Annotated in this window: 14 protein-coding genes; 7 read left to right on the plus strand and 7 right to left on the minus strand. The window is 53.4% G+C overall.

The genetic code is table 11. The features are described from left to right. The first annotated feature begins 353 nt into the window (after window positions 1-353). Entirely contained in the window at window positions 354-803 is a 450-nt protein-coding gene (locus tag ACOOFE_RS17775; RefSeq protein ID WP_420411286.1) for a hypothetical protein, read from the plus strand. A 403-nt stretch (window positions 804-1,206) separates the two neighbouring features. Here ACOOFE_RS17775 and ACOOFE_RS17780 read toward each other — a convergent pair whose 3' ends face one another. Then, complete coding sequence (locus ACOOFE_RS17780; RefSeq protein WP_420411287.1) at window positions 1,207-1,752, minus strand: hypothetical protein; 546 nt, start codon at window positions 1,750-1,752, stop codon at window positions 1,207-1,209. A gap of 168 nt (window positions 1,753-1,920) precedes the next feature. On the opposite strand from ACOOFE_RS17780, the gene ACOOFE_RS17785 reads away from it, so the two are divergent. From ACOOFE_RS17785 to ACOOFE_RS17795, 3 genes are all read left to right on the plus strand, one after another. Beyond that, window positions 1,921-2,265, plus strand: a complete 345-nt coding sequence (locus tag ACOOFE_RS17785; RefSeq protein ID WP_420411288.1) for a hypothetical protein — start codon at window positions 1,921-1,923, stop codon at window positions 2,263-2,265. Continuing rightward, entirely contained in the window at window positions 2,252-2,737 is a 486-nt protein-coding gene (locus ACOOFE_RS17790; protein WP_420411289.1) for an ImmA/IrrE family metallo-endopeptidase, read from the plus strand. The genes ACOOFE_RS17785 and ACOOFE_RS17790 overlap by 14 nt, the downstream gene beginning before the upstream one ends. Window positions 2,738-2,836: 99 nt before the next feature. Continuing rightward, the gene (locus ACOOFE_RS17795) at window positions 2,837-3,589 is read left to right on the plus strand and encodes an SDR family NAD(P)-dependent oxidoreductase (protein WP_420411290.1); all 753 of its coding nucleotides are present in this window, start codon (window positions 2,837-2,839) and stop codon (window positions 3,587-3,589) included. A gap of 9 nt (window positions 3,590-3,598) precedes the next feature. Here the strand turns inward: ACOOFE_RS17795 and ACOOFE_RS17800 are convergent, their stop codons facing one another. Together ACOOFE_RS17800 and ACOOFE_RS17805 are read right to left on the minus strand one after the other, a co-directional pair. Continuing rightward, window positions 3,599-4,024 (minus strand): secondary thiamine-phosphate synthase enzyme YjbQ, encoded by a 426-nt coding sequence (locus ACOOFE_RS17800; protein WP_420411291.1) that lies wholly within the window; start codon window positions 4,022-4,024, stop codon window positions 3,599-3,601. A gap of 56 nt (window positions 4,025-4,080) precedes the next feature. Beyond that, window positions 4,081-4,824, minus strand: coding sequence for a substrate-binding periplasmic protein (locus ACOOFE_RS17805; protein ID WP_420415603.1), 744 nt, complete (start codon window positions 4,822-4,824; stop codon window positions 4,081-4,083). 212 nt (window positions 4,825-5,036) lie between these two features. Here ACOOFE_RS17805 and ACOOFE_RS17810 point away from each other — a divergent pair, with 212 nt between their 5' ends. Continuing rightward, entirely contained in the window at window positions 5,037-6,359 is a 1,323-nt protein-coding gene (locus ACOOFE_RS17810) for a glycosyltransferase (protein ID WP_420411292.1), read from the plus strand. Window positions 6,360-6,400: 41 nt separating this feature from the next. Here the strand turns inward: ACOOFE_RS17810 and ACOOFE_RS17815 are convergent, their stop codons facing one another. Next, window positions 6,401-7,165, minus strand: coding sequence for a substrate-binding periplasmic protein (locus ACOOFE_RS17815; RefSeq protein ID WP_420411293.1), 765 nt, complete (start codon window positions 7,163-7,165; stop codon window positions 6,401-6,403). A gap of 234 nt (window positions 7,166-7,399) precedes the next feature. Here ACOOFE_RS17815 and ACOOFE_RS17820 point away from each other — a divergent pair, with 234 nt between their 5' ends. Further along, window positions 7,400-9,049: an FMN-binding glutamate synthase family protein gene (locus ACOOFE_RS17820; RefSeq protein WP_420411294.1), complete on the plus strand. Its 1,650-nt coding sequence runs from the start codon at window positions 7,400-7,402 to the stop codon at window positions 9,047-9,049. Between the two features lie 106 nt (window positions 9,050-9,155). Here ACOOFE_RS17820 and ACOOFE_RS17825 read toward each other — a convergent pair whose 3' ends face one another. From ACOOFE_RS17825 to ACOOFE_RS17835, 3 genes are all read right to left on the minus strand, one after another. After that, window positions 9,156-9,968 carry a substrate-binding periplasmic protein gene (locus ACOOFE_RS17825; protein WP_420411295.1) on the minus strand — a complete coding sequence of 271 codons (813 nt, stop codon included), beginning with the start codon at window positions 9,966-9,968 and terminating at the stop codon, window positions 9,156-9,158. 126 nt (window positions 9,969-10,094) lie between these two features. After that, window positions 10,095-10,733: a 2-hydroxychromene-2-carboxylate isomerase gene (locus ACOOFE_RS17830; RefSeq protein WP_420411296.1), complete on the minus strand. Its 639-nt coding sequence runs from the start codon at window positions 10,731-10,733 to the stop codon at window positions 10,095-10,097. Between the two features lie 71 nt (window positions 10,734-10,804). Further along, complete coding sequence (locus ACOOFE_RS17835; RefSeq protein WP_420411297.1) at window positions 10,805-11,584, minus strand: helix-turn-helix domain-containing protein; 780 nt, start codon at window positions 11,582-11,584, stop codon at window positions 10,805-10,807. 376 nt (window positions 11,585-11,960) lie between these two features. On the opposite strand from ACOOFE_RS17835, the gene ACOOFE_RS17840 reads away from it, so the two are divergent. Then, on the plus strand, window positions 11,961-13,970 hold the full coding sequence (locus ACOOFE_RS17840; protein WP_420411298.1) for a putative bifunctional diguanylate cyclase/phosphodiesterase: 2,010 nt from the start codon (window positions 11,961-11,963) through the stop codon (window positions 13,968-13,970). The last annotated feature ends 219 nt before the right edge of the window (window positions 13,971-14,189 follow it).

A 14,189-nucleotide genomic window follows, 5' to 3' on the forward strand; every position in this document is an offset into this window, starting at 1 on the left:
CCCCGGCGCGACCGGGGTTCCACGCGCTGTTCCACATTCCGAAGCGTCGGCCAATTTCACTTTATGCTCTTCACGTGAGGAAGCCTCGGATCTCTGATTTCCAGCTTCCGGGACGACGAAATGTGTTCTGACACCTCGATACTCCCACCAACGTCATCCCATGGCTTGACCATGGGATCCATGCCGTTCTCGTGCCTCACGATGGGCGGTACTTGATGCAAGGTTACGGAATGGATTGCCGGATCAAGTCATCGCAAGACGGAAGACGCGGCAGAGAAGAACTACCCCATTTCTCTTGACGGTTCGGCCTCAGCTCCGCCATTCTTCCGCAGCGTCATTCATCGGATTTCATCATGCTGACCTTCCGCATCCCCCAACTTGTGCTGGCTGCCCTTCTTTTCACGGTCCCAGGTTCATGGGCGGCAGATCACTGCGCGGCGGTCAATTCGCAAATAGGCTGGCAGACGCTCAATCTACCAAATGGCAAAATTCGAAAGGTCGGATATTCCGGCAAATGGACCGTGATCAACGGGCTCTATAAGCCCGTCGGCCCGCGCGGGTACTCCGGCAAGGACGCCAAGGCGCTTGGCCCGCTTTACGGCTACAAGTTCGATCAATCCTATGCCTTTGGCGAGATGCTGGTGCGCGATCAAGCTGGCCGGATCGTTCCCTTCGCCGAGTTCGCCGCCTTGGCGGTCAACGCCCGCGATCCTGAAGGCACCTACGCGTTCCGGATCAACGACAAGAACATCGCGCTTTGGGATAACAAGGGCACCATCCGGGTCTGCATCTCCATGCGCTGAACTCCTTGCCTCCTGCGACCCAACGGTCAGCGCCGGGTACCCACGTGCCAGTCAGCCGTGATCAAATCTCAAAAACCTTATCCACGCCCCCGCCGCCGCATGCGATACTGCAGTTCTGGTGCGACGGGTAGTTAGCCCTTTGCCTGGCGGTTCAAACTCAGGTGCAACACAGGATTTCACCGGCCAGCTCCTCACCAGAGGCCAACAAAAAAGGCCTCCATGCCATCGCCGGAAGCCTTGCCCGATCCGCAACTATCGGATCATGACAAAACCATGCCACATCACCGTTACGGTGTCAAGGAATTTTTTCCTATTTTTTGCATGACGCAAGAGAAACATGACAGATGAAGAAAAGCAGGCAGCTCCCGAAAAAGAGGAATTGGTTAGGAAGGTGGCTAGGCGCCTAACCCAGTGGGAAAATAGTGATGTCCTCCCCAGTGAGTTCGCTGAGGATCTTATCAATCTCATCCTTGGAGCCAATATTGAGAGCTTGGATTCCGAGGAAGAGTAGGTTGAGAGACAATGTCAGGGCGTCATCTGCGGTCTCGTAGATATCCTCAATCGAGATACCTTTAGAATTAGGCGACTGATCTGAGCGCCAAGAATACTTGATGAAGGTAGCGAGATTGCCGGTAAGTTCAGGGTGGGAGAGCATGGTCCCATGAATGACCCAGTGGCGTTTATCGGAGAGGGCGGAAACCTCATGAAGGTCTTGGTCTAAATGGTCGTAAAACGGTAAGAGCTCATGGTGCGCTTTAAATGCCTTTCTAAGGTATGGGCCTTTCCTGTTTAAAGCTCTTGGTCGCTCAGGCTCTATTTTATCACCGGAGTAGTTGTCGTGAACAGCTTCGACCATTCTGTCCAGCAGAATTTCAACCGCTGCCCACCTTGTGGCAAGATAGCCTATAGCGCAGTACCAACTTAATTGATCTTCAGAGAATTCCCGCATGTCAGACACCAATAAAAAACCAGATCAAGAAAAGGCGATGAGATCTTGAAGCGAATGCTTAAGACACCGCCGGACCAAAAACCAATCGACGAGGACTAAAAACACCTTTCGTCGCAAGAAGAAGAATGGTTAGTGTATCCGCATCTCTCTACCAGAAATGGTACATTTATGGAAAATGCGACACAATCAGCAATCCAGTTCGCCGCCGAAACCGGCAGGCTTGATTTTATTTCTGCTTTGTTAGCAATCATTGCCCTAATTTGGGCAATATCTGCAATTCCTGTATTTTTGTTCTTAAAGTACAGAGCTGAAACTGTTGCACGTAAAGCTGCTGAAGAAGAGTTGGAGACACTCAGAACAAAAGTCGAGAATTTGGCGATTGAGCGCCTGGAAGGTCTTCTCCCAACTCTGATTAACGAATATATGGAGTTAGCGCAGAATGCTGTGAGCGGTGACCAAGCTGACGAAATAGCGCACGCTGTATCAGAGACCTATGAAGATGATGATAGTTGACGCAATCCGCAGAGCACAACGGCAATACCCGGTCGATGTCATTGGTTTGTGCCGCGATTTAGGGATTTCGGTACACGAAGCCTACCTTGCCGATGATGTCTCAGGTGAGCTGGTGCCTATTGCTGGCGGGCATTATCAGATCAATGTGAATGCCAGCCACCCAAAGACCAGACAACGCTTCACGATTGCGCATGAGCTAGGTCATTTCGTCCATCACCGAAATCTGATCGGCGCTGGAATTGATGACGACAGAGCCTATCGAAGCACAAATGCTGGGCGGTATCACAACACTATGATTGGCCCAGCCCAGGAGACGCAGGCCAACCGCTTTGCGGCCAATCTTTTGATGCCCCAACACCTGATCGACCGACTTCAGCAGGAAGGAAAAAGAACGCCAAACGAGCAAGCATATGCTCTAGGCGTATCTCGTTCAGCCATGCGAATTCGTCTCGGAGTTTCAGAACCGGTATAGTGTAAGAAGTAACGGTGCCTGTGCACTGTAGCGGTGTCTTCCGATTACTGAGTATTTATTTCCCACCTCTCCTTCCCTCCAAACCCAAGTTTCAAAAAAATGACCGAAAAAATTGCTCTAGTGACCGGCGCGGCGCGCGGGATTGGTTTGGCGACCACCAAGCTGCTCATTGAAAAAGGCTGGAAGGTTGCGATGATCGACCGGGACGGTGCGGAGCTGACAAAAGCCGCTGCCGGGATCAACGCCGGATCCGCTTTCATTTATGACGTCTCGATCGAGACCCAAGTCGATGAAATGATGACCAAAGTTATCGAACACTTCGGCCGGCTGGACGCGGTGGTCAACAATGCGGGGGTGGCGAATTTCGGGCCGATCGAAGACGCCGATTTGAACCTGTGGCGCACGGTTATGGCGACCAATCTGGACGGGGTGTTCATGGTCTCTCAGGCCGCGGTGCCACATCTTAAGAAAACCAAGGGCGCGATCGTCAACATCGGCTCGATTTCAGGCTTACGGGCGTCCACTTTGCGGGTTGCCTACGGCACCTCGAAAGCCGCCGTCATTCATCTGACCAAACAGCAGGCGGCAGAACTTGGCGAATATGGCATCCGCGCCAATTGTGTTTGCCCGGGACCGGTGCGGACCAAACTGGCGATGGCGGTGCATTCTCAGGAAATCATCGACGCCTATCACGACGCCATTCCGCTCAACCGCTATGGCTCGGAAACCGAAATCGCCTCGGTCATCGTCTTCCTGTGCTCAGAAGAGGCAAGCTATGTCACCGGCCAGGTGATTGCCTCCGATGGCGGTTTTGACTCAACAGGCGTCGGCCTGCCTGCCCTGAGGCAATAGTTTTCCAGGTCACCGATCAGACAAAAAATGCGCGGCCACCTGGCGCTGATGCGGCCGGTCGCGGTGTTCAAACAGATAAATCCCTTGCCAGGTGCCCAAGAGCATCTCGCCGTTCGAAACCGGGATCGACAGCGATACCGGCAGAACCGAGGCCTTGATATGCGCAGGCATATCATCCGGCCCTTCATAGGTGTGGATCAGATACCCCATCGACGGGTCTGTCGTGGGCGGCACCAGCCGGCTGAAAAAGGCCTTGAGATCGACCTGAACATCCGGATCGGCATTTTCCTGGATAAGCAGCGAACAGGAGGTGTGACGCACCAGAAGGGTCAGCAGCCCGTCGGCGGCGCCCTCTTCCGCCAGCCATGTGCTGACGTTTCGGGTGAACTCATAAAGCCCCTGACCGTTGGTTGTGAGCGAAAACAGCGTTTGCATACGAAACAACACCTGACTGCGGGAAAACGGATGAACTGTCCGACAGGTGGCGAGGTCTACCGGTACTTCCCATGAATGGCATCATAGGTGCCATCTTCGCGCATCTCTGCCAAGGCGGCATTGAAGTGTTCCACGAGGTCTTCGACGCCCGGGAAATTCCGCGAAAAGCAGAAATGGAAATCCTTTGTGGTCAGCGTAATAAATTCGAACTGACCGGTTAAACCCTCTTGGCGGATGGTGTATTCAATCTGCTCACGGGCACCGAGCAGGTAATCGAACCGGCCGGCAGCGAGCATCCGCAAACCGATCTCGGTCGTTTGCGCCTCGATCGGATCTGCCCCGATGTTCCGCAGAACCTGCAAGCTCTCATACCCGGCCATGGAAGCTACCGGCTGGCCAATCACATCGTCCAACTTTGTGATCTCTGGTCCAGCATGTGCTGACCTTAAAAACAATCCGTCAGTAAAAGAGCTGATCGGGTCGGAATACAAAATGAACCGTTCCCGCTCCTCCAAAAAAGCGCAGGTCAATATCCCGGAAGTCGTGCCGTTTTCGGCCTCACTCAAGGCCCGTTTCCACGGCAGGAACCGGATATCTGCATGATATCCCATCCGCCGGAACGCTTCGACAGCCACCTCATAATCAAATCCGCGTAAACCATTGTCGGGTTCTGCCATTTCATAGGGCGGGTAGTTTTCCGTAACGATATCGATGCGCGATGCAGCCTGCCCTGGTGCACCCAACACCCAGACCAGTCCCGCTAGAAAGACGATCAGCTGAAAACTCTGCCCCTTGACCATCGTCAACCTATTTCATTCCAGATATCATTAAGCTTTCTATCTCATAGCCCCCTAACAAAGTCGCAATTTGCACGGTCAGCATGCCCTAAAAACACCAATTCCCCTGCGCAAAAGTAGACTCGCAAATTATTCGCTACTCCCCCACCACTCACAGATTGCATTCTCCGATCAAAACAGCCACAAGAAGGATCTTCTTGTCCAGAAAACCGCCTATGGCATCAACAAAACCAAAAATCTTGATCGCGACACTGGGCACCCGTGGTGATGTCCAGCCCTATGCTGCGCTTGCCGGTGAGCTGGTCCGTCTTGGTGCACAGGTGGTCGTTGTCACCGGACACGGATTTGACAGCATGATCGGGAAAGCCGGCGCCCGGCCCCGCTCTGTTCCGGTTGATTACGAAGCGCTCTTGCGCGCGCCGGAGGTCCGCGAAGCGCTTTTCACCGTCCGGGGCAAAATCCGAGTGGCGCGCAAAAGTGTTTCCGAACAACAAGAGGTCACCCGGGCGTTGTGGGCGGCCGCGCTCGAAGAAAAACCGGATCTCATCCTGTTCAATCTCAAAGCGACAGTTGTAACCCTCGCCGCCCGGCGGCTGAACGTTCCGGCTCTACCGACCGTTCTCCAGCCAGTATCCGCCGCAACCGGTGACTTTCCGGTCCCGCTGTTTGGCCTGCCGGACCTTGGCCGGACACTCAACCGGGCGGGCTATTCGGCGGCCCGCAAGCTCATGCGCCTTGGCCTGGCGCCGCTTCTCAAACCGCTCAAATCTGAGATTTCTAATGATATTCTGGGACAGAAAGATCCACTCGACGGTCATATGCCGGATGGCTCAACAGCGCTCAGTCTGCAGGGATTTTCAAGTGCCCTCATCCCGCGGCCGGAGGACTGGCCGGACCATGCCTGGCTGACCGGCTATTGGTTTTCCAATCCAGACAGAAAATATCAACCAAAACTCGACTTGCTCCAATTTCTGGATAGCGGCCCGGCGCCTGTTTACGTCGGCTTCGGCTCAATGCCGAGCCGCAAACCAGCCGAATTGACCGGCCTGATCTTGAGCGCTCTAAGCCAAACGGGACAACGGGCGGTTCTTGCGCGCGGCTGGGGCGGTCTTAATGCCAGCGAACTGCCTGACGTCCTCAAAGACAAAGTTTACCTGATCGACAAAGCACCACACAGCTGGCTGTTCCCGCGTTGCAGCGGCATAATTCATCACGGCGGAGCAGGGACAACCCACGAAGCGCTGCGCTGGGGCAAACCCTCATTGGTTTGCCCGGTCTTTGCTGATCAACCCTTTTGGGGAAGCCGGGTCCATAAGTCCGGCGCAGGTCCCGCACCCATTCCGCAGCACAAACTAACCACCGGACAGCTGATAAAAGCTCTCTACGCTCTTGATGTGCCCGCCTATGCTGACAATGCGCAAAAGGCGGCAGAGGTCATGCAGAACGAGCCCGGCGCCGAGGGGGCTGCAAAACGGATCATGAAGCATCTTGAAACAGCAAAACGCGTGACTGCCGAAAGATCGATAGCCGCTCAATAGGCGCGATGCGTCTGGTTCACTCTGATAACCGAATAAATTCCTTACTTGAACAAGCTGGCAAAGTACTTCTGATAGTCTTCAGACTGCCGGACCTTTTCAATCTCATCATATAATGCGGCCGCCAACACTGGTTTGTCTTGCGCCAATTTGTGCGACAACATCAAGTAATAATGCTTTTTAACCAAGGGAACTTCGACTTTGCGTATCACGTGTTGAAGATCGGGATTGCTCTGGATGTAGTAGTCGGCCTTAGAGGTCAAGGAGGCAACGCCGGACAGGTTGCCAGCAATCAACATCTTGAAGAGCTGATCCAAGTCATCCCCTTCAAAAACTGACGCATTGTTTTCTTTCAAAACATCAATGACAGAATAGCCGTATATAGCCCCAACATCGCCGTCCAGGTTCTTGAATGTCTGTCCTGTCCAATCGGCAAGCGAAGACTTAAGTGTATATAAGGAATAGCTTTCTGTATGGGTGCGTTTGGCCGGATCAGGTTTGCCATCCGCCATGGGATACACCCCAAACCCCATCCGCTCTGGCTTGAAACTTGCCGAGTAGCATCCATCGAAATTGTTGTTGGCAATTTGGTTCAGGCATCGGTTCCAGGGAACTTTTTTGAACTCAATCGCATAGCCCAAATTGCGCGCAGCGGTTTCGATCAAATAGGTATCAGCTCCCATCCCATCCATCAGCTGCCACGGAAAGTTCACTGTATTCTCACGGGCAACAATTAGTTCACCTGCTGAGACAGCAATCGACTGTCCCAACAGCAAAAGAGCGGCCGCACTTCCTCGTATCAGTTTCATTCGGATTGGCTCTCAATCACGGCGAACACCAAAACACACACTCAGCGCTAGATAATCCACACACCTAAAGTCCAGAAATACTGGATCAAGGCAATCCATAGAGCTTTGCCGATTGTTGGAAACAAGATCTTAAGGCTCGCGAACTTTCTTCCTTGCACTGAGTGACATAGGCCCCTTCCCTTTTGATCATCCGCCTGACAAGACTAAGAAGAGGTCTAAGGGAGAGGTCCAAACGTGTTTCCAGCCCGCTATAGTGTTTTTGTTATTTGCATCATTGTCCTGCTTTTCAGTCTTCTTCTGGCAATCACGGTCAATGGACATTTCCTCTGGGCGGCCGCCGTCTCCGCCGTGCTAGTCGGGGTCGGTGTGACGGACCTTCTGCAAACCAGACATGCTGTCTTGCGCAATTATCCGGTTTCCGGCCATTTCCGGTTCTTGTTTGAGGCCATCCGCCCCGAACTGCGCCAATACTTTTTTGAAAGCAATCAGGATGGGCGACCGTTTTCGCGCGAGCGCCGGTCAATGGTCTATGACCGGGCGAAGAACAGCGAAAGTGTTCTTCCCTTCGGCACAGAACTGGATGTTTATGACCGCGCTTATGGCTGGGTCAATCATTCTGTTTGCCCGCAGCCGCACCATCGGGAGGACCTGCGGGTCACCATCGGCGGACCGGATTGCACACAGCCCTATTCCGCCTCGCTGTTCAACATTTCGGCGATGAGTTTCGGCTCCCTGTCCGGGAATGCCATTCTCGCGCTGAACAAAGGCGCAAAAGCTGGCAACTTCTATCACGACACGGGTGAAGGCAGTGTCTCGCGGTATCACCGGCAAGGCGGTGGCGACCTCGTTTGGGAGCTCGGCAGCGGCTACTTTGGCTGCCGTGCGGATGATGGCGGGTTTGATGCGGCCAAATTTGAAAAACAGGCTGCCGATCCGCAAATCAAAATGATTGAGATCAAGATGAGCCAGGGCGCAAAACCCGGCCATGGCGGCGTGCTCCCAGGGGCGAAAGTGACCGAAGAAATCGCGGAAGCTCGCGGCATTCCCCTTGGCAAGGAGTGTATATCTCCTGCCAGTCATTCTGCCTTTTCATCTCCTCTGGAGCTGCTGGATTTCATCCAAAGGCTGCGCCAACTGTCCGGCGGCAAGCCGGTTGGCTTTAAACTGTGCATCGGCCACCGCTGGGAGTTCATGGCTATCGTCAAGGCGATGCTAAAAACCGGTATCAAACCGGATTTCATTGTCGTGGATGGTGCGGAAGGCGGCACGGGCGCTGCGCCCGTTGAATTTGCCAACCGGCTCGGGACCCCGCTGCGCCAAGGCCTTTTGTTCGTACACAATTGCCTCGTTGGTGCGGGCTTGCGCGAAGACATCAAGATCGGCGCCAGCGGCAAGCTGATCAGCGCGTTTGATATCGCCGGCACGATGGCCCTGGGGGCGGACTGGGTGAACTCTGCGCGCGGCTTCATGTTTGCAGTTGGCTGCATCCAGTCGCAAAGCTGCCACACCAACAAATGCCCGACAGGTGTTGCGACCCAGGATCCGAAACGCCAGCAAGCACTGAATGTACCGGATAAAGCCCAGCGCGTTGCCAACTTTCACTGCAATACCATGAAATCCCTGATCGAATTCACAGCAGCAGCTGGCCTTGATCACCCGAAGGAATTCCGGCCGGAACATTTTTATTTGCGTGCAGGCCAACGGGAAATCATGCCGGCCAGCGCCGCGCTCACCTGGGTCAAGACCGGCGCCTTGTTAGACCCCAGCCACGACATTGCCGGCTATTCCACCTATTGGGCGATGGCCGAAGCGGACAGTTTTGCACCGGCCAAACCACTCGCCGTCGCAAAGGCGGAGTTCCGTCACCATCTGAGCCATCATTGAGCTTTTCCTGGTTAGGCGCTGCTCGAACTTTACATCGATGTCAGAGGACGGAAAGATAGCCTGATGTTCTGATGGAGCCGCCGCATCACGATCAACATGGATGACGCTATTTGGAATCCACGACCTTTTTGTTCAGCTCGTAGTTCCTACTGTTCAAAATCCACCTGCCGACGTTGTCCGCCAACAGGCGGGCTGCGGTGCCATCAGATAACAATTCGCTATAGCGTTGACTGACGTATGGATTGAGTTGGACGCAAGCCGATGTCCGCGCAAAACCACTATGAACGAAACCATTCATGACGTTCCAATCGAGCGGCACAATGTTTTCGCCGCCATCGATGGCCCCAAACTGGGCCTGGCCCACGTACCGGCCGTGAATGATGTAATCCACGCGCTCAATCAAAAGGCGGTTTACATTCTCAAGAAATGAAAAATTGTCGGACAGCGCAAGGACATTCAAGACATAGGTGTCGAACGGTTCGCCATATCGATCCCCGGCGTTTTTTGCGCCGAATTTTCCCTTTAGATCGGTCCACGTCAGCAATGGAAACTGTTTTGTTTTCAAGGTGAAAACCGTAAAGGGATTTTCGAAGGCGGGTGCCTCTGTATAAAGAAGAAACTTTGACCGCTGCGGTGTCTTTTTCAGCGACATCAAAAAATCCACATCGCCACTTTCGGCAGTTTTTAAGACCCGCTTCCAAGGGCCTGTGTAGATCGCTTCAAACGGGATGCCGATTTCGCCGAAAATCATTTTGTTCAGGTCTACGCTCGCACCAACAATCCGCCCGCCTTCGCGCCAGTGATAGGGCGGATAGTCGGGGTGTGCGGACGCAATAACGCGGTCGCAAGCCGAACTGGCTGCGTAAGCTCCGCTGATACTTCCTAACAGGAAAATCAGCCCGAGCCGGAATGCCAACATGCTTTCCTCCGAGACCGCGCCGTAAAGGTGTGGCTGCGCCTACCTATTCTAAGAGCGGACCACGATATTGCAAAACACTTAAGGCTCCCCAAACAGCCGTCGGGAGTTCGTCAGGGCCGCTGTTCGCTAATCCACGGACGGATTAGTCCAGCGCGCTGGACCGAACGGCTGTTGAAGCGCCCGCTCCACCAGCGCCAGATGATCCTGACCGTAGAATGGATCGCCATCGACGATGTAAGTGGGCGACCCGAACACATTCTTCTGTTTGGCCCATTCCGTGTTTTCCTGAAGTTTTGCTTGAACTTCGTCAGACGCAGCCTTTTCCAGCAGCGTGTCCGCATCAAATCCCAGCTTCGTTCCGATGGCTTTGAGTGCAGGAATATCGGAAAGGTCACAATCTTCGTTCCAATGGGCTTCAAACAAGGCGTGCGCCAATCGATCGGGATCAGCGCCAGTATCGCCAAGCGCGATAATCATTCCTGACGCGACGCTATAATCGGCGTCGTGGAAGGTCGGCCGTTTCGAAATGATCGGAACAGATCTGTATTCCGCCCACCGTTCGATTTCACGTCCAAAAAAATAGTCCACATGGGCTTGTGTCCGGCCGCGAAACCCCGCGCCTCTCTGAGCCTCAACGACCGGAGACAAAAGCACCGGCCTATGAACCAGCGTGGCATTATACGCCCTGCAAATCCGTAGAATTTCCGCTGATCCGAGGTAAGCAAATGCCGAATGAGCGGAATAAACATAATCAATGGTTTGCATGCGATAACCGATTAGCTTGAAGGTTTCGGGACTTGGAAAGGAATTGCAAAAAACACAGGAAGTGGCCCGTGTCAGAGGCCGTCCGCCAGCTTTTCCGCAAATTCCCCGGCCTCATGAGACCGCACCAGTGCGTGGCGGACGAGATCGTCAAAATGTTTGGAAAACAGCTGCACATGACGGGTGTTGGAAAAGGCGAGGTAGCGCTGACCGAGATAAAGCGCTGCCCATTTCTGGCCAAACACCGTGAAAGGCGCGGAATACCGGTCGTTTGCACCAAACAAATGCAGGCGCAGCGACGGATAGTGCTCGGCCAAAGTTTGGCCCATCACTTTCAGCTGTTCCTTCCGGCAGTTGGTGGACAGGCCAGACCACATGCCCTCGCCCCGCGCAAAAGCCTCCAAGGCTTCCTTGGACAGACAGATTTCCATATCCGTTTCAGCACGGCTCAACAACGCCCGCTGGTCGCGTGTTCCGGTAATTGCTTGGCCTGCGGTGCGCAAGGTCTCGCCCGAGTACTCGTGCGCTAAAACCGCCTCGGTTTTCAGAACATCGGGCAAGTTCGCCGGCACATGCCGGATTTTCGCGCCCACAGCATCGCGGTACCAAGCCAGTAGGTGTTCATCGACCGGATGCCGGTCGGTTTCGGCCACCTGCACTGCCTGATCCAGGATTTCCGCAGCTGCGCCCTTGTGCGCCGATAGTCCCAGTAGCCAATCGGCCGAGACACCGAGGGCTGTGGCAATCGCCGCCAAAGCCTGACCATTGGGCAGCCGCGGGCTGTCCTCTGACAGCAACTGGGAAACCGTTGACCGGTCCAGGTCCGCGCCGCGCGCCAAATCGGATCGGTTCATTTCCCGCTCCCGCAAGGCGGTGCTCAAACGCTCGCGGAACAATTCTGCTCGGTCTCGCTTATCCATTTGCGAGTATTGTCACTGAAGTTTTGAAAAATCAATCAATGGGATATTTTAGCATCAAAGCACTCTACTCGGACGGAGCTTGGCCCGCTCTCGGCGATGTGCATGCAAATTCCGACGAATAATGCGCCTAAGTATAATTCACGATAAAATGGGGAAAACAGGAATTTTGGAAGTGAATGCCTCCCTCAAAACATAAATCATTAGATCTGTCCCGTTGCGTTAATTCAATATAGTCTAGCTCCAAGATGCATCTATACAATTTCAATAATTGCAGTTGAGGCTAGCATCGTTTGGTGGGGTATTTTGAGTTTTGCGGATATTCATTGATAAGGCCAAAGATTTTGCCCGCTGGACGCTCGTCCGGGACTGCGATCCTGAACTCGCTTTGGCGCAGTGCAAAGAGCTGAATTTCCAAATTCCGCTACTCTATGTGCTTTTGATGTTGAATGCGATTGCAGTGTCATTTACCCATCGCGACGTAGCGCCGACGTTTTTAACGATCGGCATCCTTGTACCAATCCTCTTGTTAACGATCTTCCGCCTACTGGTATGGGTCCGCTCGCGCCATGACCAACTCACGCCGGACCAGGCAATCAATAAATTGCGCAGAACTGTGATTATGGCGAGCGTTATCTCGGTCATCTACATCACTTGGTCTCTCAGTCTCGACAGCTATGGAAGCCCTACCGAACGGGGCCATGTCGCGCTTTTTATCGCGATCACAGTGATCGGCTGTATCTTCTGTCTGATGCACCTGCCCCAGGCGGCCATTATGGTCATGCTGATAGTGACGGTGCCCTATCTTGTTCACTATCTCGGCCAGAATGAAGATGTTTATACGGCGATAGCGCTGAATATCTTTCTCGTCTGTCTCGTTATTTTGAAAGTGCTGTTCAACGGCTATTTTGCGTTTTCTGATCTGATAAAATCCAGATCCGAGCTCTCTGCCAAGCAACGGGAAACCGAACTGCTGAATGCGGAAAATGAGCGTTTGTCCCAAACCGACTATCTGACTGATCTGCCGAACCGCAGGCATTTTTTCAAACGGCTGGATCAACACATAAAAGAGGCCTCCAGTTCAGATAGCGTTTTTGCTGTTGGCGTCATCGATCTCGATCAGTTCAAACCGGTCAATGACACCTATGGCCATCAAGTTGGTGATCAGCTTTTAACCGCAGTCGGCGCGCGGCTTGAAGAGCTTAGCCTCCCCGGACTGGAAATCAGCCGTCTGGGCGGCGATGAATTCGGCCTATTGTTTCCAGGCGGGCCGGAAACTGCACCTTTGGCTGCCAAAACCGTTTGTGATGGCCTCCAGCAACCCTTCCAGATCGGAGACCTCTCAATTTCCATAGGTGCTTCTTGCGGCCTAGCCTTTTATCCAGAGGCCGGTGAAACAGCGCACGCCCTTTTCGACCGCTCCGACTATGCGCTTTACAATTCCAAGGCGTCATCGCGCGGCAGCCTGACAATCTACTCGGCAGACCACGAAGCCAAAATGCGCTCCACAAAAGCTATTGAGAGCGCGTTGCAGAGTGCAAACATAAGGGAAGAGTTCGAAGTCCATTTCCAGCCGATTGTAGCCTTGCCGGACCAAAAAGTGATTGGGTTTGAGGCGCTTGCGCGCTGGACCAGCCCCAAACTGGGCTCGATTCCACCTGATGTTTTCATTCAAGTGGCGGAACGCACGGGTCAGATCCAGCGCTTGACAATCCAGTTCTTCACCATGGCGGTCGAACAGATCAATAATCTGCCAGACCATATCAAACTTGGATTCAATCTGTCGGCTCATGACATCACCTCGCCCGAGACGGTTGCCAAGCTTCTGGACATCATCAAGACCAACAAAATCAATCCCAAACGGGTCACATTCGAACTTACGGAAACATCTGTCATCGGCAGTTATGATGCCGCTGTTTCGTGCCTTCATGCTTTGCGGAATGCGGGCTGCCGGCTGGCGCTGGATGACTTTGGCACCGGTTATTCAAGCCTCAGTTACTTGCACCGATTGCCAATCGATTGTGTCAAGGTCGACCGCAGTTTTGTTGCAAACCTGAGCGATCCCGTCGCCAATGGCGTTATCACGTCTATCGTAAACCTGTGCCAATCCATGCAGCTGGTCTGTGTGGTGGAAGGGGTCGAACAAGAAAGCCAGGCAAACGTGCTGAAAGACATGAATTGCCAGCTTGTTCAGGGTTTTCTATTCAGCCGCCCACGGCCATTTTCAGAAATTGAAACCAGTATCGGTAACTCCGGGACGGTCGCTGGATTGCCGCTTACATCAGAAATCCCAGAAGACCTCCTGCGCCGCTCAGCAATGTAGAAGCAGTATAAGCAGCCGCCAAAACCGGATTTCAGGCACTACAGCCACATGTCAAACTGAAATATAACGCCCGTCCATACATTACGCTCAGCGTATAAAAACAGCTCATGATGTACAGTTTTGATCTCAAGGGTGTTTATCAGAACGAATAACTACAGCCCGCGAAATTGCTCTGCATAGGTATTTATTACAATCCTCAAATCAAAAGACACAATTGAG

The sequence above is a fragment of the Roseibium sp. genome (genome assembly GCF_965216085.1).
Taxonomy (GTDB): domain Bacteria; phylum Pseudomonadota; class Alphaproteobacteria; order Rhizobiales; family Stappiaceae; genus Roseibium.

What these genes read in the sequence shown, in the direction of transcription:
- ACOOFE_RS17780 (WP_420411287.1), bottom strand. Translation starts at nt 1,752, where the DNA reads ATGCGGGAATTCTCTGAAGATCAATTAAGTTGGTACTGCGCTATAGGC.
- ACOOFE_RS17825 (WP_420411295.1), bottom strand. Translation starts at nt 9,968, where the DNA reads ATGTTGGCATTCCGGCTCGGGCTGATTTTCCTGTTAGGAAGTATCAGC.
- ACOOFE_RS17795 (WP_420411290.1), top strand. Translation starts at nt 2,837, where the DNA reads ATGACCGAAAAAATTGCTCTAGTGACCGGCGCGGCGCGCGGGATTGGT.
- ACOOFE_RS17805 (WP_420415603.1), bottom strand. Translation starts at nt 4,824, where the DNA reads ATGGTCAAGGGGCAGAGTTTTCAGCTGATCGTCTTTCTAGCGGGACTG.
- ACOOFE_RS17790 (WP_420411289.1), top strand. Translation starts at nt 2,252, where the DNA reads ATGATGATAGTTGACGCAATCCGCAGAGCACAACGGCAATACCCGGTC.
- ACOOFE_RS17785 (WP_420411288.1), top strand. Translation starts at nt 1,921, where the DNA reads ATGGAAAATGCGACACAATCAGCAATCCAGTTCGCCGCCGAAACCGGC.
- ACOOFE_RS17815 (WP_420411293.1), bottom strand. Translation starts at nt 7,165, where the DNA reads ATGAAACTGATACGAGGAAGTGCGGCCGCTCTTTTGCTGTTGGGACAG.
- ACOOFE_RS17775 (WP_420411286.1), top strand. Translation starts at nt 354, where the DNA reads ATGCTGACCTTCCGCATCCCCCAACTTGTGCTGGCTGCCCTTCTTTTC.
- ACOOFE_RS17800 (WP_420411291.1), bottom strand. Translation starts at nt 4,024, where the DNA reads ATGCAAACGCTGTTTTCGCTCACAACCAACGGTCAGGGGCTTTATGAG.
- ACOOFE_RS17835 (WP_420411297.1), bottom strand. Translation starts at nt 11,584, where the DNA reads ATGAACCGATCCGATTTGGCGCGCGGCGCGGACCTGGACCGGTCAACG.
- ACOOFE_RS17810 (WP_420411292.1), top strand. Translation starts at nt 5,037, where the DNA reads ATGGCATCAACAAAACCAAAAATCTTGATCGCGACACTGGGCACCCGT.
- ACOOFE_RS17830 (WP_420411296.1), bottom strand. Translation starts at nt 10,733, where the DNA reads ATGCAAACCATTGATTATGTTTATTCCGCTCATTCGGCATTTGCTTAC.